The following is a 26,112-nucleotide window of genomic DNA, read 5'->3' as shown; positions in this document are numbered from 1 at the left end:
ATAAGAGAAGGACTGTGACGCCTCATCTTCCTCCCACATTAACCACTGCTTTTTTAACATCAGTTGATAAAGATACATCGGCTTTGCTATTCCTTAGCGCGTTTATTATTAGAATGGTAGTTATGACTCTTTATACACGAATTCGGTTAGTTATAGCATGCCGCTGTGTGAAGGGCAAGAAGAAAGGTAGCTCGGCTCTGTCAGTTAGCAGTCATTCATGGGGCAATGCTTTTACCGGCATTCCATAATCTAAATGACCAAAAGCAAATAGAATTAATCTTAAAAACGTAATGATTCGCTCGTAAAAACGTTATACACGTCATTATCAACATAATATAAAACCAGAATATAATACAACACGGTACAAAACCCAGACCACAACTCACCATTAAAGGCAGGTGGCTAGAGCAGATAGGGTTTTATGTCGGCTGCCCTGTTATCATTAAGATTGAACTTGCGATGCAGATCTAAAAATAGGTAAGAAGAACTCTGATGGTTAAAGTGTTGATTATTAATAATTATTTAAATAAATCATGCCAATCAAGGTCACTTTTTTCTTCTATATCGATATGCTTAACGGAATTATTAACATCAATGTGTTTCCATTCATTTCCATCTTTAATGCATAATTCAATTACATTAATATCTAGCTGATTAGAAAAAACCTCATTAGAAAGATACCCTGTTATTTTTGCATCATGAAACAAAGCAGTAACACCACTATACAATGCAACACTATTCAAAAGAATTTGCTTGAGGTTATCATTAATAATTCTAATTTTTACTGAATTAGGATAATTATTTATATAGGCTAAATCAATTAGCCACAATTTTTTATCAATAATAACAATACATCCTTCTACCAATATTTTCTGATTATAAACTGGATTACTGATTAGCTCATTAACTGATATCATTTAAGAATAACTCCATTATGATTTAATTTATTTTCTAAAAGATCTGCTCTTACTCCCATCGCACCATTATATGGATCACGGATCATATAATAACCTACTCCATCAACTTTTTTATATGAATCAACAATTATAAAATGCCCACCATCTCCTGCTCTCACTCCTACAATTGTTGACTGATTTTTAATGCTTAATTCTCTTAACTGATTAGTAGTTAATGAAATTGTTGATTCACAGGGTATTCCATTTTTAATTAACACATCCTTCATTTCATAAACATTAACGCCTGTCGAGCGAATATTATCAAACTGTTTTACAACTGAGTCCAAATTTGCAACATTACCTTTTTTATCAATAATAGTCATTGTACAGGTTGTTGGCCCACATAAGTTACTTCCTCCTGATGCATGTGAAGTTTGATTTATATAGATTCCCTCTGGTTTATATTCGATCTTAATTTTAGCGGTAGAACCTACATCAGAAGCACCATCTATAATACTTCCTTTTGTCGTCGTCCCCTTTTCAGCATTAAATTCCTTTAACTCAATCACATTCTTCTGATTTAAGCTGATTTTGTCAATGGATATTGTCACTTCGGTCGGTTTGATTGTCTGTCCGACTTTTACGGCGGTTGTTGTGTTCAGTTTAATCACATTTTCGGTTTGTGTTGCCATTTTGACTACCGATGAGGCTTTGCTGATTAAACCAATATCAACCAGTGTATAGGCGATTTCACCATAACCTTTAGCCACTAAGCCTGACCATTCTATCAACTCGCCACCGTGGGTCGCGGTAACCTCGTTACTCCACATTGAACGCGCGCCAGCCTGAATATTATCTAATGCCACAAAGCCAATTACCGCCGCTAATGGCGCCCCTACCCCCGCTCTACCAACTGCCGCTGCTACGCAAAGACTCATGATACCACTCACAACCTGTGCTGCACCGGTTATTCTCGGCAGATTGTCCAGCACCGTTTCTTTAATCTGGTTACTGTGAAGGTAATTATTTAGTATTTATGCTAAATCAACCACAGACAAAGCACCAGCTCCACAACTCAATGAGCGGTTTTATACCATCGGCTACGTGCCACAAGGCACAAAACCCAACCCCAAACCACAACTGACCATTAAAGGTAGATGGCTGGAACAAATAGGATTTTATGTGGGGAGCTCTGTTATTATTAAGATTAAATAGGGCAAGTTAATTATTGAGCTTGCGATGCAGATTTAAAAAGCAATAAAAGATCTCTGTATCAGACTGAGATCTTTTTTATAGTTAAACTTTTCATAACGTTTATGATTATTAGAATAAATTGCTAAAATCAACTTTTTTTAATTGAAGCTCATAACGCAATTTATCTATAAACTCTTTGCTTGCAACAACTATTTTGGATAGTTCAATATCTGAATAGACTTTTTCCATCCATATACTACCAAACTGCCAATAGCCTGTAATTTCCTTCTTAAAGAATAGGATTGGTCCTTCTTCATAATCCATAGAGTAATATTCAAAATCACCCTGTTTCTCATAAATCCAATCATTCAATTTTTTTGCCAATTCAAGTAGTAATATTCCATTCTCAGCAAAAACAGGGATATTATCTATTAAAATAAATAAATTACCCTCAACTTCAGAAAAAAGCTGAGGATTCGATGAAACTTCACCGATAAATAAATCGGTATAATCAATATCTATTGAGAATTTACTGGGAATGCGTTCCATATTTTTCCATCATTTCCTATTATTATTCGGATACTTGTTTGACCTTTTGTACCAATAGGTTTATTCATATCAACTACAACTCTGAAAGAACCATCGACATTATTAGGTAGAAATTTAGCATTAGGAGAGTTTAATGCCTCTTTAATTAAGTTTTGAATATCAGATACATTATTTGTATTAAATTGAGCACTTCTATTAGCTGTGGTGCCAACCATATGTTTATCTTTTGGTGTCCATGTAGTTACATTATTTTTTGCTGCATCAAATGCAGTTTTAGAAGCATTATCTAAAGCCCCCCAATTATTATTTGGAATAATGGCCTCTTGCTTACCTGTAGTCGCCGTCGTCCCGTTTTCAGCATTAAATTCCTTTAGTTCAATCACATTCTTCTGATTTAAGCTGATTTTGTCAATGGATATTGTCACTTCGGTCGGTTTGATTGTCTGTCCGACTTTTACGGCGGTTGTTGTGTTCAGTTTAATCACATTTTCGGTTTGTGTTGCCATTTTGACTACCGATGAGGCTTTGCTGATTAAACCAATATCAATCAGTGTATAGGCGATTTCACCATAACCTTTAGCCACTAAGCCTGACCATTCTATCAACTCGCCACCGTGGGTCGCGGTAACCTCATTACTCCACATTGAACGCGCGCCAGCCTGAATATTATCTAATGCCACAAAGCCAATTACCGCCGCTAATGGCGCCCCTACCCCCGCTCTACCAACTGCCGCTGCGACGCAAAGACTCATGATACCACTGGCAACCTGTGCTGCACCGGTTATTCTCGGCAGATTGTCCAGCACCGTTTCTTTAATCTCGTCACCGTAAAGATAACCGGTAACGCCGCCAAACACTCCTCCGCTTGCCAGCCCCGTAAACGCATTATTTCTATCCTGCAAAGTCCACGTTGGATTGACCAGTTTAGGAAATAGTTTCGCCACAAAATCATCTTCTACAGCCTGTGCATTAACCTGCCAATGTTTAGCTGAAGACCATTTAGCGGGCACTTTAACCTGCACTTTACCGTCCCGATTAAATCGCCCAATAAATTGATAAGCCTTATCTTCTGAAACGATTGCATAACGATAATTGGCATCAAGTTCGAGCTGAATAAAGTCCAGCTGTTTCAGTTCTATATAACCATAATCAAGTTGAGTGACATTAAGTTGATATTCACGTCGCGTTTCCACATGCCGAATCATCCCCGGCTCGCGCAGGTGTTTCAGCAGTTTAATGGCATTAAGATAGAGCGATGCAATATCCGTCAGCTGGTCGTCCGCCGTGGCCTGTTTTACCTGACTCACTAAAGCTAATTCCGCATCGTTATCACCACCACTGCCATCCATCACAACCGGACTGCCTAAATAGTGGCTGGCGGTTTGAGATAACGCATCACTGTGATACGCATAGTCTGGCTTGTCCTGACCTTCACTGTGGCGGATAGCATGCAGGGCTTTCAGGGCGCGTTTAAGTCTTTTAACATCCGGTATTGCCCCTTCACCCTCACCCGCACCACAGCTACCGATACGCTGCCTTGCACTAATAAAATCCGTATGATTAAGTAAAGCCAGCATGTAATAAAAAAACACTCCCACCGTCTCATCCGGACGAAAAGCGGCTTGTTCATCAACCGGTTTGGCTTGTAGTCCTCGTTGCGGTAAAGCTTTTTGATTAATCAAACTTGCCATTGCCTCATCAAGCTCAATGGTAAACGGCGAATTACCTGACGCCAGCAGGCTCGACAATTCATCAACCCAGCTTTGTGCCCGTTGTTTAACCCGCAGTGGTTTATCACCACGCAGCGCCAAATCAACGCTTCCGCCTAAACCGCCTAAAACGATATATACCTTTGGTAAAACCTGAGTGGGGGAAAACACCTCGCCATGTTTTAAAAAAATCTCGTCGGCGCTGGTTGGTGTGGTTGTGACGATGTGGTTATTTGCTGCATCAAAGATTTGAATCTGCTCTGGCGGGTGATTGAGCAAATCCACCACCAACCAACTGTCATCCGGCTCAAAAGTCGGCTCTGTTTTAACTATTGGCATGGCTTTAATAGCGTCAGAATAAGATACCGTGCCACAATAGCCATTAATCACCGGCAACTGAACTAATACCACCCGTTCTTGATATAATGCGGTTTTTAACGTATCCGAAACTTTAGCCGGGATTTTGTCATAATAACTTTGATAAGGCAGACCAACTTGCTGTAGGACAGGGTAAAAGTCTTTACAACTTTGGGGCTGATTAACCAGCTGGTTGACGATATCATCATAACCACTGTCATAAAAATGCTTGATGCGTGTTGGTTTTGCCTGAGAATAGGAAGACCCTGACGCCTCATCTTCCTCCCACATTAACCACTGCTTTTTTAACATCAGTTGATAAAGATACACAGGCTTTGCTATTCCTTAGCGCGTTTATTATTAGAATGGTTGTTATGACTCTTTATACACGAATTCGGTTAGTTATAGCATGCCACTGTGTGAAGGGCAAGAAGAAAGGTAGCTCGGCTCTGTCAGTTAGCAGTCATTCATGGGGCAATGCTTTTACCGGCATTCCATAATCTAAATGACCAAAAGCAAATAGAATTAATCTTAAAAACGTAATGATTCGCTCGTAAAAACGTTATACACGTCATTATCAACATAATATAAAACCAGAATATAATACAACACGGTACAAAACCCAGACCACAACTCACCATTAAAGGCAGGTGGCTAGAGCAGATAGGGTTTTATGTCGGCTGCCCTGTTATCATTAAGATTGAACAGGGCAAGTTGATAGTAGAACTTGCAATGAAGATCTAGGAATAGATAAAAACGATATCCCAACTCAAGTTAGATCTAGGATTGTAAATTATTCTTCATCATCTTCAATCACTGGTATACAAGGAGATAAAAAAGGATCTTTTTCTTTTTTAATTTTTCCTCTAGCTAATACAAAAACCTCAAATTCATTAAAAGCGTCTTCCGACTCATCATTTCTAATATACAATAATCCATAAGATCCTTTAGCTATTTCTGCTATGAACTCACAAAGATTAAAAATATCTATTACATCCTGTGATAAATGATTTGTATTTCCAGTGACTAATAACTGATAAGAACCATTTACTTTATGTAAATTAACAAGACCAGATATATCATTTAATTTATATTTGGATATATATGAATATAGTTTGCTCAAAACTATATTCATTTCTTTATCATCACTTTCGTATGTTGAATCCCTTAAGTTTATCCAACCATAATATTCTACCATTTCCCTACCTTATTTTGTTAAATTTAGAGGTTTTGTGTCTATTACAACTTTTACACCGTAACGTTTACTATACTCATTTAGTTTATTTATTATAGACTGATCTGGCTGACCTTCAAAATGATAGTAAACAGAGCGGTTAGTTTCTTTAGCTGCTTCAAATGTTGCTTTCATCTGATTTCTAACTGCCGCATTTAACTGCTTTAGTGCTGGTTTAGTTTGAGCCACATATAAATCACTAATAACGTCAAATTCACGAATGTCATTAGTAAATCGAACTCTTGATTCTCCACCAATTCGCTGAGCAAGTGCATCTGCAGCGGGATCTGGTTTATTTACTTTTACTAAATTACCAGAATACTTACTAGTAAGATCCGTCGCCTCCTTTCCAACATTAAATTCCTTTAACTCAATCACATTCTTCTGATTTAAGCTGATTTTGTCAATGGATATTGTCACTTCGGTCGGTTTGATTGTCTGTCCGACTTTTACGGCGGTTGTTGTGTTCAGTTTAATCACATTTTCGGTTTGTGTTGCCATTTTGACTACCGATGAGGCTTTGCTGATTAAACCAATATCAATCAGTGTATAGGCGATTTCACCATAACCTTTAGCCAATAAGCCTGACCATTCTATCAACTCGCCACCGTGGGTCGCGGTAACCTCATTACTCCACATTGAACGCGAGCCAGCCTGGATATTATCTAATGCCACAAGGCACAAAACCCAACCCCAAACCACAACTGACCATTAAAGGCAGGTGGCTGGAGCAATTTGGTTTTTATGTGGGCTGCCCTGTTATCATTAAGATTGAACAGGGCAAGTTGATGATAGAGATTGATTTGCAAGTCTAAAAATAAATGGTTGATTTTCCCCGCTACTATGTAGGGATTTATCTCTTATTTTGAATAACGTTCTCTTAATTTATTCATATAAAATTCTATTGAATCTTTTTCATTAGGATGTGCTTCTATATAACTATCAGATATTATCTGCATAAGCTCAACAAAGTTTTGAGGTGATATTGTTGAATTTTCATAATCTCCAATCAAAAAAGATACTTCTTTAAAATCATTTGGATCATCGTAATCCTGATCTAGAACATATTCAGCTCCTTCAGAAATAACAGAACCAATTCCTTGTGATGCGTCGTAAATTAATTGTAAAAAATTCATTTTATGTTCTTTATACATTAATTTTATTAGACAATATAAATCCGCACCATTATTTTCTAGCATAGGCTTTTCAATATTTTTTATCCACTGAGTATTATCTGTCATTTAGCATTCCTTTTTGGTATTGTAATAAATGAATTTGTTATTTTTTTATTTTTAATATCATGAGTTACTCTAAACCAATAACCATCAATTTTAACATCATGTATATTTTCATTTGGATTTTTTCTAAAATAATTTTCTGCTTGTTTTGCGGCTCTATTTGACATGTCAGCAACTTTAGCATCAGATAAAATATTAGGATCATAAGTCGTTTTTGTTTGAGTTTTTTTAAACCCATCAGTTGTACCTGCATTTGGTCCATTTGCGACCTTCTTTGGAAGTTGATATTCATATTCAATTAAACCAGGAAAACGTGCATCAGTATATCTAGGTCCTACAATTTTAGCCCCTGTCATTTCAATTGATTCTAAAAATGCATCTTGATTATGAGCGCCAGAAATACCATCCTTCTTTTTATTTAATATGCCAATTTGCTTATTATGAGAAATCACATCTGAAACAAAACTATCAGATACTAATTGTTGTCCCGTCCCCTTTCCAACATTAAATTCCTTTAACTCAATCACATTCTTCTGATTTAAGCTGATTTTGTCAATGGATATTGTCACTTCGGTTGGTTTGATTGTCTGTCCGACTTTTACGGCGGTTGTTGTGTCCAGTTTAATCACATTTTCGGTTTGTGTTGCCATTTTGACTACCGATGAGGCTTTGCTGATTAAACCAATATCAATCAGTGTATAGGCGATTTCACCATAACCTTTAGCCACTAATCCTGACCATTCTATCAACTCGCCACCGTGGGTCGCGGTAACCTCATTACTCCACATTGAACGCGCGCCAGCCTGAATATTATCTAATGCCACAAAGCCAATTACCGCCGCTAATGGCGCCCCTACCCCCGCTCTACCAACTGCCGCTGCGACGCAAAGACTCATGATACCACTGGCAACCTGTGCTGCACCGGTTATTCTCGGCAGATTGTCCAGCACCGTTTCTTTAATCTCGTCACCGTAAAGATAACCGGTAACGCCGCCAAACACTCCTCCGCTTGCCAGCCCCGTAAACGCATTATTTCTATCCTGCAAAGTCCACGTTGGATTAACCAGTTTAGGAAATAGTTTCGCCACAAAATCATCTTCCACAGCCTGTGCATTAACCTGCCAATGTTTAGCTGAAGACCATTTAGCGGGCACTTTAACCTGCACTTTACCGTCCGGATTAAATCGCCCAATAAATTGATAAGCCTTATCTTCTGAAACGATTGCATAACGATAATTGGCATGAAGTTCGAGCTGAATAAAGTCCAGCTGTTTCAGTTCTATATAACCATAATCAAGTTGAGTGACATTAAGTTGATATTCACGTCGCGTTTCCACATACCGAATCATCCCCGGCTCGCGCAGGTGTTTCAGCAGTTTAATGGCATTAAGATAGAGCGATGCAATATCCGTCAGTTGGTCATCCGCCGTAGCCTGTTTTACCTGACTCACTAAAGCTAATTCCGCATCGTTATCACCACCACTGCCATCCATCACAACCGGACTGCCTAAATAGTGGCTGGCGGTTTGAGATAACGCATCACTGTGATACGCATAGTCTGGCTTGTCCTGACCTTCACTGTGGCGGATAGCATGCAGGGCTTTCAGGGCGCGTTTAAGTCTTTTAACATCCGGTATTGCCCCATCACCCTCACCCGCACCGCAGCTACCGATACGCTGCCTTGCAATAATAAAATCCGTATGATTAAGTAAAGCCAGCATGTGATAAAAAAACACCCCCACCGTCTCATCCGGACGAAAAGCGGCTTGTTCATCAACCGGTTTGGCTTGTAGTCCTCGTTGCGGTAAAGCTTTTTGATTAATCAAACTTGCCATTGCCTCATCAAGCTCAATGGTAAACGGCGAATTACCTGACGCCAGCAGGCTCGACAATTCATCAACCCAGCTTTGGGCCCGTTGTTTAACCCGCAGTGGTTTATCACCACGCAGCGCCAAATCAACGCTTCCGCCTAAACCGCCTAAAACGATATGTACCTTCGGTAAAACCTGAGTGGGGGAAAACACCTCGCCATGTTTTAAAAAAATCTCGTCGGCGCTGGTTGGTGTGGTTGTGACGATATGGTTATTTGCTGCATCAAAGATTTGAATCTGCTCTGGCGGGTGATTGAGCAAATCCACCACCAACCAACTGTCATCCGGCTCAAAAGTCGGCTCTTTTTTAACTATTGGCATGGCTTTAATTGCGTCAGAATAAGATACCGTGCCACAATAGCCATTAATCACCGGCAACTGAACTAATACCACCCGTTCTTGATATAATGCGGTTTTTAACGTTTCCGAGACTTTAGCCGGGATTTTGTCATAATAACTTTGATAAGGCAGACCGACTTGCCGTAGGACAGGGTAAAAGTCTTTACAACTTTGGGGCTGATTAACCAGCTGGTTGACGATATCGTCATAACCACTGTCATAAAAATGCTTGATGCGTGTTGGTTTTGGCTGATAAGAGAAGGACTGTGACGCCTCATCTTCCTCCCACATTAACCACTGCTTTTTTAACATCAGTTGATAAAGATACATCGGCTTTGCTATTCCTTAGCGCGTTTATTATTAGAATGGTTGTTATGACTCTTTATACACGAATTCGGTTAGTTATAGCATGCCACTGTGTGAAGGGGCAAGAAAAAGATAGGCGCGGCTCTATTTTTACCTTAATTACATAAAACCATTTTATTTGATCTGCTCCGATTTTAACGGAGATTTTTAATAACTATGTAAATCTTACATCTGAATAAAATATCGTAACATTCTATTATCATCGTTTTATGAAATCACCTGCCAATGCCGTTAGGTTAAAGCGAAGATAAGGCTTGTTCCTTCAAGATTTGATATGTTACATATCCAGTAAAGATTATCAAAATAACTATGTTATACGCATCCATACAATTACAAACACAACTACTCAGCGCCAATTTGTGCTGTCATTTTAATTTGCCGATGTTCGCTAATCTCTAGATGACTTAATACGATTAACTGCGTGAAATGCCGCCGTAAAAAACGAGACAGCATCGGTCGTAATGTATGATTCGTCAATAACACCGGTGGTGCGCCTAATATATTTTGCTGTGCTAAGGCCTGTTGTGTTTGCTCAACAATCCGTTCAGCTAAACCGGGCTCTAATCCACTACCATTTTGCATTGCTTGTAATAGTATTCGTTCTAACCCCATGTTAATTCCGATTACCTGTATCTCATCTTTACCGGCAAACCACTGTTGAGTAATGGCGCGTCCTAAAGCCACACGCACAATGCTGATTAGCTCCGTCGGATCAGTTTGCTGAGGGGCATGTTCACAGAGCGTTTCAATAATGGTACGCATATCGCGAATCGAAACTTGTTCGGCAATTAAATTTTGTAACACTTTATGAAATACTGTTAATGTTACCACGGAAGGAATCAAATCTTCGACGAGTTTTGGTAGATCTTGTTTAATGCGATTAATTAATTCTTGCGCTTCCTGACGACCGAAAAGATCACCCGCATATTGTTGTAGTAAATGGTTTAGGTGAGTTGCTATCACGGTACTGCCATCTACAACGGTATAACCTAAAATCTGAGCATTTTCTTTATTATGACTATCAATCCAAATTGCCGGTAAACCAAAAGCCGGTTCGGTGGTGCTGATCCCCTCGATGGTTTCTGATACATGCCCAGGATTAATAGCTAACCACTTATTATTTTGAATTTCGCCGTTACCAATCTCCACCCCTTTCATTAAAAATTTATATTGATAAGGATTGAGTGATAAATTATCGCGAATATGTACCGACGGTGGTAAAAAACCAATCGTTTGCGCAAACTTCTTGCGTAGGCTACGAATACGCCCTAACAGTTCGCCATTTTGCGCTTGATCAACCATCGGAATCAATCCATAACCAACTTCCATCGCCAGTGCATCCTCAATAATTACATCTGACCAATTTGCTTCTACTGTGGAAGGAGTGGTTGCAGGTGGAGGAACCGGCTCATTTAATGCTGTTTGTGATTTTTTCTGGCGCGTTGTTACCCACCAAGCTAATGTTACTAATCCCCCCGTAAATAATAAGAAAACGATATTGGGCATACCAGGAATTAAGCCCAATAAACCAATCACTAATGCGGCTAAAATTAAAATTTGTGGGTTATTAAATAATTGCCCGAGCATCTGTTCACTAATATTCTGCTCTGAAGCCACCCGTGTTACAATAACGCCAGCCGCAGTAGAAATGATTAATGATGGAATCTGAGCCACCAACCCATCGCCAATAGTAAGTAATACATACGTTTTCGCAGCTTCACCAATTGCCAAACCATGTTGCGCAACCCCTACCAATAAACCACCAATAATGGTAATGGCCATAATCAGTAAACCAGCAATAGCATCACCGCGAACAAATTTACTCGCTCCGTCCATTGAACCGTAAAAATCCGCCTCTTGCGTGACTTCAGCACGGCGGATTTTCGCTTCATCTTCACCAATTAATCCAGCATTTAAATCAGCATCGATTGCCATTTGTTTACCCGGCATACCATCTAACGCAAAGCGTGCACCAACTTCTGCAATACGTCCAGCACCTTTGGTAATCACCATAAAATTGATAATGACCAGTATAATAAATACCACAATGCCAATGGCAAAATTTCCGCCAACTAAAAAATGTCCAAAGGCTTCAATTACTCGTCCCGCTGCATCACTACCAGTATGACCATGTAGTAAGACCACTCGCGTTGATGCTACATTTAACGACAGTCGTAATAATGTAGCAAACAGCAAAACCGTTGGAAATGCAGCAAAATCTAATACCTGACGGGTAAATAACGCCACAATCAAAATGATAATTGCTAAAGCAATATTAAATGTAAAAAATAAATCTAAAAGAAAAGGTGGTAACGGCAACACCATCATCGATAAAATTAGTAGGATTAATAAAGGTCCGGCCAATACCTGATAGTGAACATTTTTTAAGTTATGCTTAGCAAAAAAAGCAAATAATGGTGATTTATTCATGAGATTGGCGATGTCCTTTTTTGACTGCTGGATCAAGTGATGTCGGTACCGGTAAATGCTGCGGTTTTACCGGTGCTGTACCACCACGCTGGTGCCAACGTTTTAATTGATATACCCAAGCCAAAACTTGCGCAACCGCTGCATATAATTCAGCCGGGATTGTTTCACCGACTTCACTATGCCGATATAGCGCGCGTGCTAATGGTGGTGCTTCTAATTGAGGAATTTGATGTTCGCTAGCCAATTGCTTAATTTTAAGTGCGATTTTATCAACTCCTTTGGCAAGAACTTTAGGAGCATGCATGGTCTTTTCATCATACTGAAGAGCCACTGCATAATGAGTTGGGTTAGTAATAATCACATTGGCTTTATTCACATCGCCCATCATACGGCGCCTAGCGATACTTTGTTGCATTTGCCGTATGCGTCCTTTTAATTGTGGATCCCCCTCTTGCTCCTTAAATTCATCTTTAATTTCTTGCTTTGTCATCTTTAATTTTTTTAAATGGCTCCAAAATTGATAAAAAATATCAAAACCAACCATCGGTGCTAGTGATACCACAACTAACACCCCACAAAATAGAATCAAATTCATTGATTGACTTAATGCATGTACAAAAAATGTGTTCGGCAATGAAAGTATTGTCGGCAAGGTCGCCCATAAAAATCCCCCTGTCATCAAGGTAATTAATAACACTTTGAGTAAGCCTTTTAATAATTCAGCAATGATTTTACTGCTAAATATTCGCTTAAAACCGCTGACAGGGTTCAAACGTTTAAGATCAAATTGCATGGATTTACTACTAAATAATAAACCACCTATACACATCGGGGCGAATAATGCCACAATAACTAAAGCACATAGAATTGGTACGATTAACCAGAATCCTGTCTGCAATGAATGCATAAAATTGATCAGCATTAACTTTTCATCATTGCCAAACTGACTAACGACCATACCTTGCTGCATCATCATTGTTAAACTTGCGCTCATTTGCGATCCAAAAAAATATAATGATGCCAGCCCCACTAAAAGAATGATTACTGAGGTCAATTCCCGCGATCGGGGAATTTGCCCTTCTTCTTTGGCTTTTTTTAGTTTGCTATCGGTTGGCTGTTCACTTTTTTCTAAATCACTATCATTTGCCATAATGGCACGACTCTCGATGTGAATAACAATAAAGGTTATGCAGAGGGATCAGTATCGCGCTAAATCACGCACACTATTGGCAAGAAAAGACATCATTTTGTTACGTATTTTTAGCGTTTAACGAGGTTAACACCTCGCTAAGCAAGGTGTTGATTAAACTTTAGCGCGGGTAGTTGAAACCGTTTCTGTCGGTTGATAACCACCATTAGTATAAACGTTGGGATTATTTAATTTATTCAAAAAATCAATTGCTTGTTGCGCTTTATCCATACGATTTTGTAAAATTGCACCATTTTCACGGTTCATTTGCGCTAATAATGCCGTCGTTTCAACAATCGATACCCACTGACAGGATAATGATGGATTATCATGATAAGGTGATTCGATTTTCTGCTGTTTACCCATAGCAATACGCTGTTCATCAAGAATTTTTAAGCTAATCAATAATTGATTTTTTTCATCAATAATATTACTTAATTTATGCGCAGGATTACTTTCCAGTAAGATCATTTGTTCTGTATGAAGTATCTCTATTAATTGTTGTAATATTTCGACCATTTTGTTTAAAACATTATGGATTTCAACCATCATTATTCACCTTCAAAATCCATTTCATAGGTGATTTCTTCGAGAGAATTTTTGAGTAATGCATCAGCGATTTTAGCTGTATTAATGACTAAATCGCCGGCTTCAATTGCCTGTTTAATTTTAGCAATTTTTTCCATATTGATGTCATTGGTTGGTGAAACCAATAATGATGATGTCTCTTTTAAACTAACATTGGTACTGGCCGCTACAGCGTGTTCAGCTTGCAGCGGTTGACTTGGATGTTTTGGCTGAGCATTAATTAAATCTCGGTTCATCGTTCCGGTTATTGTTAAAACGGGTTTAGTTGACTCTATACTCATAACATTTCTCTTGATTATTGTTAGTTTAAACATTTGCTCAATATGATTATCGGCATTTTTTCGGATTTCATTAATTTTTTTTGTTGAAAACAGTAATGCCTTGATTGGTAACTGTTCCTAAAATAATTTTGCCACTTTGGGTACGCACATTAACGCTCTCCCCTAGTGCGGCATTGGTTAATGGTTTACCTTGGGTAATAATTTGGTAACCGTCCCCCGTAATCACTAATTGGACAAGTTGCCCAGCTTTAACTTGCCACGGTTTTCTAATCATCGTCGTTTTGATAGGTTGATCAACCACAATATTACGTAAAGCAATATGATTAATAACTTGATTTTTTTGTAAAATAACTGTTGATGGTAATTGATCTAACCGACCAGACTGTAAACGAACATGATCGGTTGAGATTAAACTTCCAGCAGCAATCGCTTGGTTAGCCACCACATAATTCCCCGCCACTGCAACATTCACAGGAATAAAAGCTTGCTTATTTGCACATTGGGCTTTTATCGTCACATTACCTGACATTTTATGTCGATTGAGCAAAGCTAATGTTGGTTTATCACAACTTAATTGTGGTCTTTGTTGCGAATAATGAATTGTAATATCATCAGCAATATCACGCCATTGTTCCGTAATAAATACTTCTATTTGTTGATCCAGTGAATTGGCAAACACGATATTGCCAGTCAACAAAAGGTAACTAGCAAAAAATAACATTTTAATTTTTATCATTATTTATCATCTAACTTATTAATCATTACAGCAATTTTACGCCATCAATAACATGCTTAAAGCAAAAAATAGGGACACTTTTTGTAGTTATTTATACGATGATTTTTTTTTGTGTCGCTTAAAATTCTTACCATACCAATAACAGAGTAGATACAATGCTTGATAAATTAGACACAATGATTGGATTTCACCGCCAGGCGCTCAATTTACGTGCCCAACGTCAACAGATCTTAGCCGCCAATATTGCCAATAGTGATACACCTAACTATCAGGCGCGTGATATCGATTTTAGAGTGGAATTAACCAAGGCTATCGAGCAACATCAAGTCAAGCGACAAACCGCGATCGGATTGCATGTTACATCTCCTCAACATATACAAGTTAACCTACCACAGCAATTTAGCCCAGATGCATTATATCGGATACCCTTTCAGGATTCGGCCGACGGCAACACCGTTGATATGGATCTAGAACGTATGGCATTCATGGATAACAGTGTGCACTATCAAGGTAGCTTAACGTTTTTAGGCGAACAATTTAAAAGCTTAATGTCAGTCTTGCAACAAGGATAATAATCATGAGTTTCTCCATTTTCAATATTGCTGGCTCAGCGCTTACTGCTCAAACGCAACGCCTGAATATCAGCGCCAGTAATCTGGCCAATGCTGATAGTATCACTAGCACGTCTGGCGAAGCTTATCGTGCTAAACAGGTCATTTTTCAGGTTGATGATCAAGGCACCGGTAGTGTGATTGGTGGAGTAAAAGTAGCGAAAGTTATCGAAGATCCATCGCCAATGAATCTGGTTTATGAACCGCATCACCCACTAGCGGATGCCCGTGGTTATATCCAAAAACCTAATGTCGACATCGTAAGCGAAATGGTCAACACCATCTCGGCCTCACGTAGTTACCAAGCAAATATTGAAGTGATAAATACTGCTAAAAACTTAATGTTAAAAACCCTCACCTTAGGACAATAACAAGGAATTATTATGGGCGTTTCGAGTATACCGGTTTCAGCAAATGCAATCGATCCGGCTAGTCGGTCAGTAAAAGCAACTCCATCTGATGGTAATAGCAGCCAAGAGTTACAAGATCATTTTTTAACCTTACTCATCGCACAGATGAAAAACCAAGATCCCACTAATCCAATGGATAACAGTCAGTTAACCTCTCAATTAGCCCAAATCAGTACCTTATCGGGTATTGAAAAACTTAATACCACTTTAGGTATAGTATCTGGGCAGATCGATAATAGTTTATCGGTTAATGCCAGTAATATGATTGGTCGTGGGGTAATGGTGCCAGGTGAAAAAATTTTGGTCGCCACGACGCCGGCTGAAGGTAGTACAGACAATGAAAACAATATGGAAACCATTACCACACCATTTGGTTTTGAATTATCAAGAGATGCGGATTCAGTTATCATTACGATCCGTGATGAAAATGGTAATGTTGTGCGGGAAGTCGATCTAGGTAAAGTGCCAGCAGGCGTCAGTTCATTTTCATGGGATGGTGAACTTAATGATGGCACAATCGCTGCTGATGGTAGTTATACATTTACCGTCAACGCTAGTTATGATGGTCAAAAAATACCCGCAACACCACTCTCATATTCTATGGTATATGGCGTCATTAACAGCCGCATTAATAACACCGTTTTACTTGATTTAGGTATATCGGGCACAGTAAGCATTCACGACGTACGTCAAATTCTTTAAGGATCATTTATTATGGGATTTTCTCAAGCAATCAGCGGTATGAACGCCGCCGCACAACAGTTAGATGTCATTGGTAATAATATTGCTAATTCGGCAACCGCTGGCTTTAAAAGTGCTAGTATCTCTTTTGCTGATATGTATGCCGGTTCAAAAGTCGGTATGGGCGTGAAAGTGGCATCGGTGATGCAAAACTTTAATGATGGCACCGTTACCAGTACTAATAATAGTTTAGATGTAGCAATTTCTGGTAATGGTTTTTTTCGCTTAGTGGATAGTTCTGGACAGGCCTACTATACACGTAATGGTCAGTTTCAAATGGATAGTGAACGAAACATCATCTCTGCTGATGGTTTATATTTATCCGGTTATCTGGCAACAGGTAATCCACCAACCATTCAGCAAGGCGCTACGCCACAACCATTGAGTATTCCACAAACCATGCTTAATGCATCAGCTACCACCAAAGCAGCACTACAAGTAAACCTTAATTCAAATCATAGTGTTCCGAGCAAATCTCCAATTAATGCGAGTGATGCTGATACGTTTAACTATTCAACCACGATTACCACTTATGACTCACTTGGTAATCCGCACAATGTGCAACTTTTCTATGTTAAAACAGCAGATAATCAATGGGATGTGCATTATCTCGATAGTAGTGATCCTGATGCTGAATTGACTAAAGCTGGTGTAATGGCCTTTGATACATCTGGTAAACTGATAAGTGAACCCGAGATGAGCATTAATATTAACGGTATCAAAGGAGCTGCGGCTAATAGCTTTACCTTATCCTTAGCTAACAGTAGTCAACAAAATTTAGATAAAGAAGCCGGTAGTGTAAAAACACCTATTGTTGATGGTTATGTTGCCGGCGAGCTAGTGGGTTACAGTATCAATGATGATGGATCAATTTATGGTATCTATTCTAATCAACAAACCATGTTATTAGGGCAAATCGCCATGGCTGACTTTGCCAATATTAACGGACTTGAATCCGCCGGAAATAACAACTGGCGGTCGACCAATCAATCAGGTGATGCTGTTATTGGTATAGCAGGTTCAGGAACATTTGGTTCTTTAACCAGCGGAGCGATTGAAAATTCAAATGTTGATATGAGTCAAGAATTGGTTAATATGATTGTTGCGCAACGTAACTATCAATCCAATTCTCAAACCATTAAAACTCAGGATCAAATTCTTAATACGTTAGTTAATTTACGTTAATTACATAAAAGGAATAAGTTAATGGATCGCGTTATTTATACTGCTATGTCGGCAGCCAGTCAGGCTCTTAACCAACAAGCAATTACTAGCCATAATTTAGCCAATGTCTCGACCACCGGATTTCGAGCACAACTTGCCACCATGAAAGCGGTTCCAATTCAAGGTAATAGTATGGCAACGCGAACATTAGTCACTACAACAACCCCACAATTTGACAATACAATGGGGACGTTAAATTATACTGGTCGTGAACTTGATATCGCATTAGCGCAAGATCATTGGCTGGCAATTCAATTACCTGATGGTAACGAAGCTTATACCCGTAACGGCGCAATTCAAGTAGACGAGAACGGCACCCTCACCGTTCAAGGCTACCCGTTACTGGGTGATAGCGGCGTGCTTACTATTCCTTTACAAGCTGAGGTGAGTATTAGCACTGATGGTACGCTTTCATCACTAGGCGCTGGCGACGATCCCACTACCATTGCCCAAGTGGGGAAAATTAAACGTGTTGCGCTACAACCGAACGAAATTGTACGAGGTGATGATGGCTTGTTTCATTTGACTGCCCAAACCAAAAATCAACGTGGCACGACCTTACCGGATAACCCAAACACCAAATTAATGTCTGGTGTATTAGAAGGCAGTAATGTCAATCCGGTTTCTGCCATGGTTGATTTGATCAGTCATTCGCGTAAATTTGAAATGCAGATGAAAAGTATCATGACCGCAGATGAAAATGCTCAAAAAGCTAACCAAATCTTATCATTAACTTAAATAGGATAAACAAATGATCAAATCATTATGGATTGCCAAAACAGGATTATCCGCTCAGCAGATGAATATGGATATTATCTCGAATAATCTTGCTAATGTCAGTACTACTGGATTTAAACGTCAAAGGGCCGTGTTTGAGGATCTACTTTATCAAACAATGCGGCAACCAGGTGCGCAATCTTCAGAACAAACGACCTTACCATCAGGATTACAGATTGGTACAGGAGTACGCCCTGTGGCAACCGAACGAATCCACAGTCAAGGTAATTTAGAATTGACAGATAACAGTAGTGATATTGCGATAAATGGTCAGGGTTTTTTCCAAGTATTGCTGCCCGACGGTACCCAAGCATATACCCGTAGCGGTGCATTTCAAGTCAATCAGAACGGTCAACTCGTCACCGCAAATGGGTATGAAATTCAACCTACTATTAATATCCCAAGCAATGCTACCAAAATGACCGTATCACGCGATGGTATTGTTAATGTCACACTGGCTAATCAATCCAGTCAAGTGCAAGTGGGACAGTTAACACTACATACCTTTATTAATGATGCTGGGTTAGAAAGTGTCGGTGAAAATCTTTATTTAGAAACTGAAAGTTCTGGAGCGCCAACTGAAAATACCCCAGGTTTAAATGGTGCCGGTTTGCTTTATCAAGGTTATACCGAAACATCGAATGTTAACGTAGCAGAAGAATTAGTTAATATGATCCAAGTACAACGTGCATACGAAATTAACAGCAAAGCCATTTCAGCATCAGATCAGATGCTACAACGGTTAAATCAACTTTAAGTTTAACCTATGGTCAACGTGATGAGATATGTTTGTATTATTACTGCTATGCTTGTAACTAGTTGTGCTCAGTTACCGAAAAAAGCATTGGTGGAAGGTGAAACCAGTGTAACGCCACAAGTCCCCACTATCACCAATTATAGTGGTTCAATTTACCAAGCAGCACAACCCAGTAGCTACGGTTATCAACCTATGTTTGAAGATCGTCGACCACGCCATATTGGTGATGTATTAACAATTGTGTTGCAAGAAAACGTTAGCGCCAGTAAAAGTTCTTCGATTACAGCCGGACGAAATGGTTCAACTAATCTAGGGGTGAAAGCAATCCCAACTTTTCTTGATGGAGCCTTAGGTCGCGGTAAAATCGATGCGGATATCACTGGTGGTAATGACTTTAAAGGTTCCGGCGGTGCCAATGCCAAAAACACCTTTAGTGGTACCATAACAGTCACCGTTCAGGACGTTATGATCAATGGTAATTTAAAAGTAGTTGGTGAAAAACAGATTGCGATTAATCAAGGTACTGAGTTTATTCGTTTTTCAGGCGTCGTTAATCCAAGAACAATTAGCGGTAATAACACGGTAATATCAACCCAAGTCGCCGATGCGCGCATTGAATATGTTGGTAATGGTTATATTGACGAAGCACAAACAATGGGTTGGTTACAACGATTATTTTTAAATCTTTCACCTTTTTAAAACGGTTTATTATGTTAAAAAAATTGCATTTATTCATTTATCCTATTTTGATTATGATCATGTTACTAAACGACTGTTATGCCGAGCGCATCCGCGATTTAGTTACTATTCAAGGGGTAAGAGAAAATGCCTTAGTTGGTTATGGTATTGTCGTAGGATTAGATGGTACTGGAGACCAAACATCACAAACCCCATTCACCATTCAAAGTATTACCAATATGTTGTCACAACTAGGCATTACAGTCCCAACTGGGAGTAATATGCAATTAAAAAATGTAGCAGCCGTCATGGTAACAGCAAAATTACCGCCTTTTCCACATATTGGTCAGCAAGTCGATGTAGTAGTATCATCACTGGGTAATGCGAAAAGTTTACGGGGTGGTACATTAATTATGACACCATTAAAAGGTGCAGATAATCAAGTCTATGCGATCGCACAAGGCAATTTACTGGTAGGAGGGGTCGGTGCCAGTTCTCAAGGGAGTAGTGTTAGTGTGAATCAATTAGCGGGTGCAACCATCCCGAAAGGTGCTACCATTGAGCGAGAACTCGTAAGTAGTTTCGAACAGCAAAATGTTATCCATTTACATTTGCATCAATTCGATTTCACCCGTGCTTTAACCATTTCTAACGCGATTAATCAATGGCAAAAAGATTCGGCTATCGCCTTAGATGGCAGTACTGTTGCTGTAAAAATTCCCTCTGAAAGCAGTGAACGGGTTAAATTTTTATCATACGTGCAGGATTTACCGGTCGCCAGTACACCGGTTAGTGCTAAAATCGTCGTCAATACTCGTACCGGTGTGGTCGTGATGAATCAAAATGTTATGTTAGACAACTGTGCAGTAGCTCAAGGTAATTTATCAGTTATCATCAATAATCAATTGAAAGTGAGTCAACCTAACACGCCATTAACGGAAGGCGATACCGTTGTTGTTCCCGAAACACAAATAGCCGTGCATCAAACAAATGGTTCGCTACATAATATATCTACCAGCACCAATCTCAACCAAGTGATTAACGCACTGAATGAATTAGGTGCCAAACCAAGCGAATTAATATCAATTTTAGAAGCATTGAAAACAGCAGGCTGTTTACATGCTAGTTTAGAAACCATGTAGTTGTGATATCGTTAATGATGAATAATATTAATCACTATTCTAACCGCTTAGCTTTTGATATGTCAGGTTTACACCACCTTAAACAGCAGGCAATAAATGGTTCAGCTGACAATATCAAACATGTTGCCCAACAATTTGAAACATTATTTATCAATATGATGATGCAAAGTATGCGTAAAGCAGTACCGGAAGGCGGATTGTTTAACAGCTCTGCAACACAGATGTTTACATCGATGTTTGATCAACAAGTTGCTCAACAAGCGGCCGGTAATGGTTTGGGTCTAGCCGATATGTTAACCAAGCAGTTGACGGCATCGACATCATCAGACACATCACAATCGAAATCTCCACATGCATTACAGATAACAGCCAATCAGGCACCAACATCATATTCTTTAGCCGAATCATTATTTACTGATTCGACAAATGTTTCCGTAAAAAATCTTGGACAAGTCTTATATCATAATCTAGCAAATCAACCATTTATCCAACCAACAGATAACTCACTTACGACAAGCTATTCCCCTGCGCAACACAATGATAATAATGTTGCACAATTTATTAATCAATGGCTAGATCCAGCGATCAAAGCAGCCAAGCAAACGGGTATTCCATATCAAGTCATTATTGCCCAAGCCGCACTAGAAACAGGCTGGGGGCAAAAACAGATTACAACTGATGATGGTAAACCGAGTTATAATTATTTTGCAATTAAAGCAGGTTCAACATGGCAAGGTAAAACAACGCAAATTACTACCTCAGAATATACAAAAGATGAAAAAATTAAAACCATACAGCATTTTCGTGTTTATGATAATCTTCGGCAAGCTGTCGAAGATTATGTCCGATTATTAAGTCAAAACCCACGTTATCAAATGGTGACCCAAGCGCCAACAGCCAAGGATGCAGCTATCGCATTACAACAAGCTAACTATGCCACCGACCCTAATTACGCTGACAAACTCATCCAGTTGATTGATAAGATCGAAGCAATGATAAAATCAATTCGCCTACCACAAGCAGCTGGATTTATGCCAATTAAAATCTAATTTTTAGTTTTATGGATGATGTAGGAAATGATTTTCTTACTCCATGGCGTTATTTCGGGCATTAATCACTACAGTACAAAAGTTAACGCCTACCTATGCCAAATTCATGGGCTGGCTTCCCACTCGCCATCGTGCGCTACAACACGCGAGCCGAGAGGTTGCGTTTAAAACCCTCGGCTCAGCTAAGTTCCAGTAACCATATATTGAGCGCGTTGCTATAAAGGCGAAACCAATAACAGGGTAAGCGAGCAACTGGCAGCTATAGTTAAAAATATTTCCTAATTATTCCCGGTAGCGGCTTTCATTGCGATTACAAAATCTGCTAATTTTTTCAGCATAACACTAGGATTTGTTTGATTTTCCGCGATAATTTTTACCGTTGCCGAACCCGCAATTGCTCCAGCCGCTCCAGTTTGTATCGCTTGACTGACTTGTTGTGGGGTTGAAATACCAAATCCTTGAATCGCCGGCGGCGCATTAAACTGTTTAAGTTTGCTGAGTAAATGCGTTAAGGGTTTATTAGCTTTATTTTCGGTACCCGTTACACCAGCACGCGATACTAAATAGGTATAGCCTTGACCATTTTCCGCAATCGCTTTTATTACGTTATCATCGGCATTCGGTGGACAAATAAATATCGGTGCAATACCATGTTTTAATGCAGCTTGTTTAAATGGTGTCGATTCAGAAAGTGGCACATCCGCAACCAATACCGAATCTACGCCAGCTTGAGCACAGCGAGCATAAAACTTATCGATACCACCTTTAAACACGAGATTAGCATAGAGCAATAAGCCGATTGGAATGGTTGGATGTTTTTGGCGAATTTGGCTTAAAATCTCAAAACATTTAGCAACATTGATACCACCAGCAAAAGCACGTAAATTGGCTTCTTGAATTGTCGGACCGTCAGCTAATGGGTCAGAAAATGGAATTCCTAGTTCTAATGCATCAGCGCCAGCATTCACTAAGGTATCAATAATTTGCAAGGAGAGTTCTGGAGTAGGATCACCGATCGCAACAAAAGGGACAAACGCACCGCGATTTTGCTTAGTCAATTCTGTAAATAAGTCTTGATAGCGATTAGATATGGTAACTTGGCTCATGCGATTTCCCCTCTTGCTTTTAAAATATCGTATACGGTGAAGATATCTTTATCTCCTCTACCGGAAAGATTTACGATAAGTAATTGTTCTTTTTCTGGATCTTGTTTAATTAATTTCATTGCATAAGCCAATGCATGTGATGATTCTAATGCAGGAATAATCCCTTCATGGCGTGATAAGGCTTTAAAAGCTTCTAAAGCTTCATCATCAGTGATCGAAACGTATTGTGCTCGTCCGATGCTATCAAGATAAGCGTGCTGAGGTCCCACTGACGGGAAATCGAGTCCAGCAGAAATGGAGTAGGACTCCTCAATTTGCCCCTCTTCAGTTTGCATCATAGGTGATTTCATACCAAAATAGATACCGAGTTTACCATGTTTTAATGACGCGCCATGATGACCCGTTTCAATACCGTGCCCACCGGGTTCGACGCCAATAAGTTGAACGTTAGCTTCATCAATGAAATTGGCAAACATACCAATCGCATTTGATCCACCGCCAACACAAGCGATTACGGCATCAGGTAAACGGCCTTCTTTTTCTTGTACTTGTTGTTTGGCTTCAGCACTAATCATTTGTTGGAATTCTCGCACAATAGTTGGGAAAGGGTGCGGACCTGCTGCAGTACCAAGCATATAATGTGCACGTTCATAACTGCCTGACCAGTCACGCAATGCTTCATTACAGGCATCTTTTAGCGTGGCACTTCCACTGGTAACTGGAATCACGGTTGCCCCCATTAAACGCATCCTAAAAACATTGGGAGCTTGGCGCTGAACATCTTTTTCACCCATATAGATGCGACATTTCAAACCAAGTAGAGCGCAGGCAAGTGCAGAAGCAACCCCATGTTGGCCGGCTCCTGTTTCAGCAATGATTTCAGTTTTACCCATACGCTTAGCTAGTAATGCTTGACCTAATACTTGATTAGTTTTATGTGCACCGCCATGCACTAAATCTTCACGTTTCAGATAAAGCTTGGTTTTACTACCGGCGGTTAAATTACGACAGAGCGTCAACGGTGTAGGACGACCAGCATAATTCTTCAACAAATCATGAAATTCTTGTTGAAATGACGGATCATCTTTAGCGGCTAAAAATGCTTGTTCAAGCTCATCAAGTACAGGAATGAGTATTTGAGGTACATATTGACCACCAAATTCACCAAAATAAGGATTTAATTTTGCCATTATGTTTTCCTTTTATGGTTATCGATAAGATAACTTAAAATTTTTTATTCATCATTATTGGGTTAAGCAAAAGGGTAGCATCTTAACCGTGCAAAGAGTGTGTGTAATTGTTGTGCATCTTTTTTCCCCGGCGAGACCTCAACGCCAGAATTAATATCAAGCCCCGTTACACCCGTTTGTATCGCAGTGACCGCATTGTCTGGATTGATTCCCCCAGCCAAAATGACATTATCAAGCTTTTGATTAGCCAGTAATTGCCAATCAAAAGTTTGCCCTGTTCCGCCTTGTCCTTGATCAAAAATATAACGCTGGATAGCCGAATGAGTGTGGTCGGGTATAACATCCTGAATACTAAGTGCTTGCCAAATTTGGCACCTTTTTGGTAATAACGTCGCTAAGTGTTGGATATAGTTTTGATCTTCACTGCCGTGTAACTGTACCGCATATAATTTAAGCTGTTTAGCTAATTGAGCAACCTGTTCAGGGGTTTCATTTCTAAACACACCGACCCAATTCAATTTAGCAGCCGACATCACTAGGCGGGCTTGTTGTGGTTCAATATAGCGTGGTGAATCTGTTACAAAGATTAATCCGCCATACACCGCCCCAGCTTGATAAGCGGCTAATGCATCTTGCTTGCGAGTTAAACCACAGATTTTATTTTCACCCAATATTACTTTGCGAACCGCTAGTTCAAGGTTATATTCTGACATTAAGGCACTTCCAATTAAGAATCCCTGCGCATAATGACTTAAATCTAGCACTTGAGCATGAGTATAAATACCTGATTCACTGATCACAATGCGATCTGTCGGAATTTTTGCTGATAACTGTTTAACACGATTAAGATCAACTGAAAGATCACGCAAATCACGATTATTAATGCCGATCACTTTAGCATTTAATGTAATTGCTCGTTCGACCTCTTGTTGGGTACTGGCTTCCGTCAGTACCCCCATATTTAACTGATGTGCCAGCTGACTTAATGCTAGGTATTGCGCATCACTCAGTATCGATAACATCAATAACACTGCATCAGCTTGATAATAACGTGCCAAATAGATTTGATATTCATCGATAATAAAGTCTTTACAGAGTATCGGTTGATGGGTGTGCTGTTTCACTATCGGTAAAAAATCAAAACTGCCCTGAAAATATTTTTCATCGGTTAATACCGAAATCACATTCGCATAAACGGCATACGTTTTAGCTATCATTTCTGGATCAAAATCATCACGAATTAATCCCTTAGATGGCGATGCTTTTTTACATTCTAAAATAAATACACTATGTTGATCTGTTAATGCCTGATAAAAATCACGATCACTTGGCGCTAATTGTTCTTTAAAAGAAGTTAACGGCTGAGTTTGTTTTCTTTGAGCAAGCCAAAGCGCTTTATCAGTCACAATTTTTTTTAGTACTGTCGCCATTGCGACATTATTTTGGAGTG

30 protein-coding genes are annotated in these 26,112 nt (G+C 39.4%); 14 read left to right on the top strand and 16 right to left on the bottom strand.

Features of this window, described 5'->3' with window-relative positions:
* On the top strand, positions 1–248 hold a 248-nt coding region (locus tag FcAc13_RS11865; RefSeq protein WP_187756420.1), incomplete at its 5' end, for a hypothetical protein.
* A gap of 100 nt (positions 249–348) precedes the next feature.
* A complete protein-coding gene (locus FcAc13_RS12475; RefSeq protein WP_187756441.1) occupies positions 349–471 on the top strand; it encodes a SymE family type I addiction module toxin in 123 nt (40 codons plus the stop codon).
* Between the two features lie 47 nt (positions 472–518).
* On the opposite strand, the gene FcAc13_RS11855 is transcribed toward FcAc13_RS12475, so the two are convergent.
* Both FcAc13_RS11855 and FcAc13_RS11850 read right to left on the bottom strand, forming a co-directional pair.
* The gene (locus FcAc13_RS11855; RefSeq protein ID WP_187756419.1) at positions 519–917 is read right to left on the bottom strand and encodes a hypothetical protein; all 399 of its coding nucleotides are present in this window, start codon (positions 915–917) and stop codon (positions 519–521) included.
* Positions 914–1,888, bottom strand: a complete 975-nt coding sequence (locus FcAc13_RS11850; RefSeq protein ID WP_187756418.1) for a cysteine peptidase family C39 domain-containing protein — start codon at positions 1,886–1,888, stop codon at positions 914–916. Before FcAc13_RS11850 ends, FcAc13_RS11855 begins: the two co-directional genes overlap by 4 nt.
* Positions 1,889–1,928: 40 nt before the next feature.
* On the opposite strand from FcAc13_RS11850, the gene FcAc13_RS12470 reads away from it, so the two are divergent.
* Positions 1,929–2,111, top strand: coding sequence for a SymE family type I addiction module toxin (locus tag FcAc13_RS12470; RefSeq protein WP_343066793.1), 183 nt, complete (start codon positions 1,929–1,931; stop codon positions 2,109–2,111).
* 108 nt (positions 2,112–2,219) lie between these two features.
* Here FcAc13_RS12470 and FcAc13_RS11840 read toward each other — a convergent pair whose 3' ends face one another.
* Complete coding sequence (locus FcAc13_RS11840; protein ID WP_187756417.1) at positions 2,220–2,639, bottom strand: DUF7878 domain-containing protein; 420 nt, start codon at positions 2,637–2,639, stop codon at positions 2,220–2,222.
* Complete coding sequence (locus tag FcAc13_RS11835; RefSeq protein ID WP_187756416.1) at positions 2,609–4,996, bottom strand: hypothetical protein; 2,388 nt, start codon at positions 4,994–4,996, stop codon at positions 2,609–2,611. Before FcAc13_RS11835 ends, FcAc13_RS11840 begins: the two co-directional genes overlap by 31 nt.
* 309 nt (positions 4,997–5,305) lie before the next feature.
* Between FcAc13_RS11835 and FcAc13_RS12465 the strand changes: the two genes are divergently transcribed.
* On the top strand, positions 5,306–5,449 hold the full coding sequence (locus FcAc13_RS12465) for a SymE family type I addiction module toxin (RefSeq protein ID WP_187756439.1): 144 nt from the start codon (positions 5,306–5,308) through the stop codon (positions 5,447–5,449).
* A gap of 49 nt (positions 5,450–5,498) precedes the next feature.
* Here FcAc13_RS12465 and FcAc13_RS11825 read toward each other — a convergent pair whose 3' ends face one another.
* Together FcAc13_RS11825 and FcAc13_RS11820 are read right to left on the bottom strand one after the other, a co-directional pair.
* A complete protein-coding gene (locus FcAc13_RS11825; RefSeq protein WP_187756415.1) occupies positions 5,499–5,903 on the bottom strand; it encodes an Imm7 family immunity protein in 405 nt (134 codons plus the stop codon).
* Positions 5,904–5,912: 9 nt separating this feature from the next.
* Positions 5,913–6,614 carry a restriction endonuclease fold toxin gene (locus tag FcAc13_RS11820; protein ID WP_223064602.1) on the bottom strand — a complete coding sequence of 234 codons (702 nt, stop codon included), beginning with the start codon at positions 6,612–6,614 and terminating at the stop codon, positions 5,913–5,915.
* On the opposite strand from FcAc13_RS11820, the gene FcAc13_RS11815 reads away from it, so the two are divergent.
* Positions 6,608–6,754, top strand: a complete 147-nt coding sequence (locus tag FcAc13_RS11815) for a SymE family type I addiction module toxin (RefSeq protein ID WP_187756414.1) — start codon at positions 6,608–6,610, stop codon at positions 6,752–6,754. The two genes, FcAc13_RS11820 and FcAc13_RS11815, sit on opposite strands and share 7 nt — an antisense overlap.
* 45 nt (positions 6,755–6,799) lie before the next feature.
* Here FcAc13_RS11815 and FcAc13_RS11810 read toward each other — a convergent pair whose 3' ends face one another.
* The 7 genes from FcAc13_RS11810 to flgA form a co-directional block, all read right to left on the bottom strand.
* The gene (locus tag FcAc13_RS11810; RefSeq protein ID WP_187756413.1) at positions 6,800–7,180 is read right to left on the bottom strand and encodes a hypothetical protein; all 381 of its coding nucleotides are present in this window, start codon (positions 7,178–7,180) and stop codon (positions 6,800–6,802) included.
* Positions 7,177–9,717 carry a CdiA family toxin C-terminal domain-containing protein gene (locus tag FcAc13_RS11805; RefSeq protein ID WP_187756412.1) on the bottom strand — a complete coding sequence of 847 codons (2,541 nt, stop codon included), beginning with the start codon at positions 9,715–9,717 and terminating at the stop codon, positions 7,177–7,179. Before FcAc13_RS11805 ends, FcAc13_RS11810 begins: the two co-directional genes overlap by 4 nt.
* Before the next feature lie 378 nt (positions 9,718–10,095).
* Entirely contained in the window at positions 10,096–12,183 is a 2,088-nt protein-coding gene (gene flhA, locus FcAc13_RS11800) for a flagellar biosynthesis protein FlhA (protein ID WP_187756411.1), read from the bottom strand.
* Complete coding sequence (flhB, locus tag FcAc13_RS11795; protein ID WP_187756410.1) at positions 12,176–13,333, bottom strand: flagellar biosynthesis protein FlhB; 1,158 nt, start codon at positions 13,331–13,333, stop codon at positions 12,176–12,178. The genes flhA and flhB overlap by 8 nt, the downstream gene beginning before the upstream one ends.
* Before the next feature lie 153 nt (positions 13,334–13,486).
* Positions 13,487–13,924, bottom strand: coding sequence for a flagella synthesis protein FlgN (locus tag FcAc13_RS11790; RefSeq protein WP_187756409.1), 438 nt, complete (start codon positions 13,922–13,924; stop codon positions 13,487–13,489).
* Positions 13,924–14,241: a flagellar biosynthesis anti-sigma factor FlgM gene (gene flgM / locus FcAc13_RS11785; protein WP_187756408.1), complete on the bottom strand. Its 318-nt coding sequence runs from the start codon at positions 14,239–14,241 to the stop codon at positions 13,924–13,926. Before flgM ends, FcAc13_RS11790 begins: the two co-directional genes overlap by 1 nt.
* A 70-nt stretch (positions 14,242–14,311) precedes the next feature.
* Entirely contained in the window at positions 14,312–14,977 is a 666-nt protein-coding gene (flgA, locus tag FcAc13_RS11780; protein ID WP_187756407.1) for a flagellar basal body P-ring formation chaperone FlgA, read from the bottom strand.
* A 155-nt stretch (positions 14,978–15,132) separates the two neighbouring features.
* On the opposite strand from flgA, the gene flgB reads away from it, so the two are divergent.
* The 9 genes from flgB to flgJ are packed head-to-tail and all read left to right on the top strand — an operon-like array spanning position 15,133 to position 22,366.
* Positions 15,133–15,549, top strand: a complete 417-nt coding sequence (gene flgB, locus FcAc13_RS11775) for a flagellar basal body rod protein FlgB (protein WP_187756406.1) — start codon at positions 15,133–15,135, stop codon at positions 15,547–15,549.
* Positions 15,550–15,554: 5 nt separating this feature from the next.
* Positions 15,555–15,959 (top strand): flagellar basal body rod protein FlgC, encoded by a 405-nt coding sequence (gene flgC, locus FcAc13_RS11770; protein ID WP_223064601.1) that lies wholly within the window; start codon positions 15,555–15,557, stop codon positions 15,957–15,959.
* Positions 15,960–15,986: 27 nt separating this feature from the next.
* Positions 15,987–16,700 carry a flagellar hook assembly protein FlgD gene (flgD, locus tag FcAc13_RS11765; RefSeq protein ID WP_425499473.1) on the top strand — a complete coding sequence of 238 codons (714 nt, stop codon included), beginning with the start codon at positions 15,987–15,989 and terminating at the stop codon, positions 16,698–16,700.
* A gap of 12 nt (positions 16,701–16,712) precedes the next feature.
* Positions 16,713–17,924: a flagellar hook protein FlgE gene (flgE, locus tag FcAc13_RS11760; RefSeq protein ID WP_187756404.1), complete on the top strand. Its 1,212-nt coding sequence runs from the start codon at positions 16,713–16,715 to the stop codon at positions 17,922–17,924.
* Positions 17,925–17,945: 21 nt separating this feature from the next.
* Entirely contained in the window at positions 17,946–18,701 is a 756-nt protein-coding gene (locus FcAc13_RS11755; protein WP_187756403.1) for a flagellar basal body rod protein FlgF, read from the top strand.
* Positions 18,702–18,714: 13 nt separating this feature from the next.
* Complete coding sequence (flgG, locus tag FcAc13_RS11750; RefSeq protein ID WP_187756402.1) at positions 18,715–19,497, top strand: flagellar basal-body rod protein FlgG; 783 nt, start codon at positions 18,715–18,717, stop codon at positions 19,495–19,497.
* Between the two features lie 21 nt (positions 19,498–19,518).
* On the top strand, positions 19,519–20,196 hold the full coding sequence (locus FcAc13_RS11745; protein WP_187756436.1) for a flagellar basal body L-ring protein FlgH: 678 nt from the start codon (positions 19,519–19,521) through the stop codon (positions 20,194–20,196).
* 11 nt (positions 20,197–20,207) lie between these two features.
* Positions 20,208–21,317: a flagellar basal body P-ring protein FlgI gene (locus FcAc13_RS11740; RefSeq protein ID WP_187756401.1), complete on the top strand. Its 1,110-nt coding sequence runs from the start codon at positions 20,208–20,210 to the stop codon at positions 21,315–21,317.
* Between the two features lie 14 nt (positions 21,318–21,331).
* The gene (gene flgJ / locus FcAc13_RS11735) at positions 21,332–22,366 is read left to right on the top strand and encodes a flagellar assembly peptidoglycan hydrolase FlgJ (protein ID WP_187756400.1); all 1,035 of its coding nucleotides are present in this window, start codon (positions 21,332–21,334) and stop codon (positions 22,364–22,366) included.
* Between the two features lie 278 nt (positions 22,367–22,644).
* Here flgJ and trpA read toward each other — a convergent pair whose 3' ends face one another.
* The 3 genes from trpA to trpCF form a co-directional block, all read right to left on the bottom strand.
* Complete coding sequence (trpA, locus tag FcAc13_RS11730) at positions 22,645–23,472, bottom strand: tryptophan synthase subunit alpha (protein WP_187756399.1); 828 nt, start codon at positions 23,470–23,472, stop codon at positions 22,645–22,647.
* On the bottom strand, positions 23,469–24,662 hold the full coding sequence (gene trpB / locus FcAc13_RS11725) for a tryptophan synthase subunit beta (RefSeq protein ID WP_187756398.1): 1,194 nt from the start codon (positions 24,660–24,662) through the stop codon (positions 23,469–23,471). The genes trpA and trpB overlap by 4 nt, the downstream gene beginning before the upstream one ends.
* Positions 24,663–24,724: 62 nt before the next feature.
* On the bottom strand, positions 24,725–26,092 hold the full coding sequence (gene trpCF / locus FcAc13_RS11720; protein ID WP_187756435.1) for a bifunctional indole-3-glycerol-phosphate synthase TrpC/phosphoribosylanthranilate isomerase TrpF: 1,368 nt from the start codon (positions 26,090–26,092) through the stop codon (positions 24,725–24,727).
* Between the last annotated feature and the right edge of the window lie 20 nt (positions 26,093–26,112).

It is taken from the genome of Frischella japonica (genome assembly GCF_014489845.1).
Classification (GTDB): Bacteria; Pseudomonadota; Gammaproteobacteria; order Enterobacterales; family Orbaceae; genus Frischella; species Frischella japonica.
The sequence above is the reverse complement of the archived record's forward strand: the minus strand, read 5'-3'. Positions and strand labels throughout refer to the sequence as shown.

Excerpts from the sequence above, each read along its gene's own strand:
- trpA (WP_187756399.1), bottom strand. The coding sequence starts at position 23,472 with ATGAGCCAAGTTACCATATCTAATCGCTATCAAGACTTATTTACAGAA.
- trpCF (WP_187756435.1), bottom strand. The coding sequence starts at position 26,092 with ATGGCGACAGTACTAAAAAAAATTGTGACTGATAAAGCGCTTTGGCTT.
- flgE (WP_187756404.1), top strand. The coding sequence starts at position 16,713 with ATGGGATTTTCTCAAGCAATCAGCGGTATGAACGCCGCCGCACAACAG.
- FcAc13_RS11745 (WP_187756436.1), top strand. The coding sequence starts at position 19,519 with ATGAGATATGTTTGTATTATTACTGCTATGCTTGTAACTAGTTGTGCT.
- flgA (WP_187756407.1), bottom strand. The coding sequence starts at position 14,977 with ATGATAAAAATTAAAATGTTATTTTTTGCTAGTTACCTTTTGTTGACT.
- FcAc13_RS11825 (WP_187756415.1), bottom strand. The coding sequence starts at position 5,903 with ATGGTAGAATATTATGGTTGGATAAACTTAAGGGATTCAACATACGAA.
- FcAc13_RS11740 (WP_187756401.1), top strand. The coding sequence starts at position 20,208 with ATGTTAAAAAAATTGCATTTATTCATTTATCCTATTTTGATTATGATC.
- flgC (WP_223064601.1), top strand. The coding sequence starts at position 15,555 with ATGAGTTTCTCCATTTTCAATATTGCTGGCTCAGCGCTTACTGCTCAA.
- flhA (WP_187756411.1), bottom strand. The coding sequence starts at position 12,183 with ATGAATAAATCACCATTATTTGCTTTTTTTGCTAAGCATAACTTAAAA.
- FcAc13_RS11855 (WP_187756419.1), bottom strand. The coding sequence starts at position 917 with ATGATATCAGTTAATGAGCTAATCAGTAATCCAGTTTATAATCAGAAA.
- FcAc13_RS11835 (WP_187756416.1), bottom strand. The coding sequence starts at position 4,996 with ATGTGGGAGGAAGATGAGGCGTCAGGGTCTTCCTATTCTCAGGCAAAA.
- FcAc13_RS11815 (WP_187756414.1), top strand. The coding sequence starts at position 6,608 with ATGCCACAAGGCACAAAACCCAACCCCAAACCACAACTGACCATTAAA.
- flgG (WP_187756402.1), top strand. The coding sequence starts at position 18,715 with ATGATCAAATCATTATGGATTGCCAAAACAGGATTATCCGCTCAGCAG.
- FcAc13_RS11810 (WP_187756413.1), bottom strand. The coding sequence starts at position 7,180 with ATGACAGATAATACTCAGTGGATAAAAAATATTGAAAAGCCTATGCTA.
- FcAc13_RS11805 (WP_187756412.1), bottom strand. The coding sequence starts at position 9,717 with ATGTATCTTTATCAACTGATGTTAAAAAAGCAGTGGTTAATGTGGGAG.
- FcAc13_RS11755 (WP_187756403.1), top strand. The coding sequence starts at position 17,946 with ATGGATCGCGTTATTTATACTGCTATGTCGGCAGCCAGTCAGGCTCTT.
- flgB (WP_187756406.1), top strand. The coding sequence starts at position 15,133 with ATGCTTGATAAATTAGACACAATGATTGGATTTCACCGCCAGGCGCTC.
- trpB (WP_187756398.1), bottom strand. The coding sequence starts at position 24,662 with ATGGCAAAATTAAATCCTTATTTTGGTGAATTTGGTGGTCAATATGTA.
- flgM (WP_187756408.1), bottom strand. The coding sequence starts at position 14,241 with ATGAGTATAGAGTCAACTAAACCCGTTTTAACAATAACCGGAACGATG.
- flhB (WP_187756410.1), bottom strand. The coding sequence starts at position 13,333 with ATGGCAAATGATAGTGATTTAGAAAAAAGTGAACAGCCAACCGATAGC.
- FcAc13_RS11840 (WP_187756417.1), bottom strand. The coding sequence starts at position 2,639 with ATGGAACGCATTCCCAGTAAATTCTCAATAGATATTGATTATACCGAT.
- flgJ (WP_187756400.1), top strand. The coding sequence starts at position 21,332 with ATGATGAATAATATTAATCACTATTCTAACCGCTTAGCTTTTGATATG.
- FcAc13_RS11790 (WP_187756409.1), bottom strand. The coding sequence starts at position 13,924 with ATGATGGTTGAAATCCATAATGTTTTAAACAAAATGGTCGAAATATTA.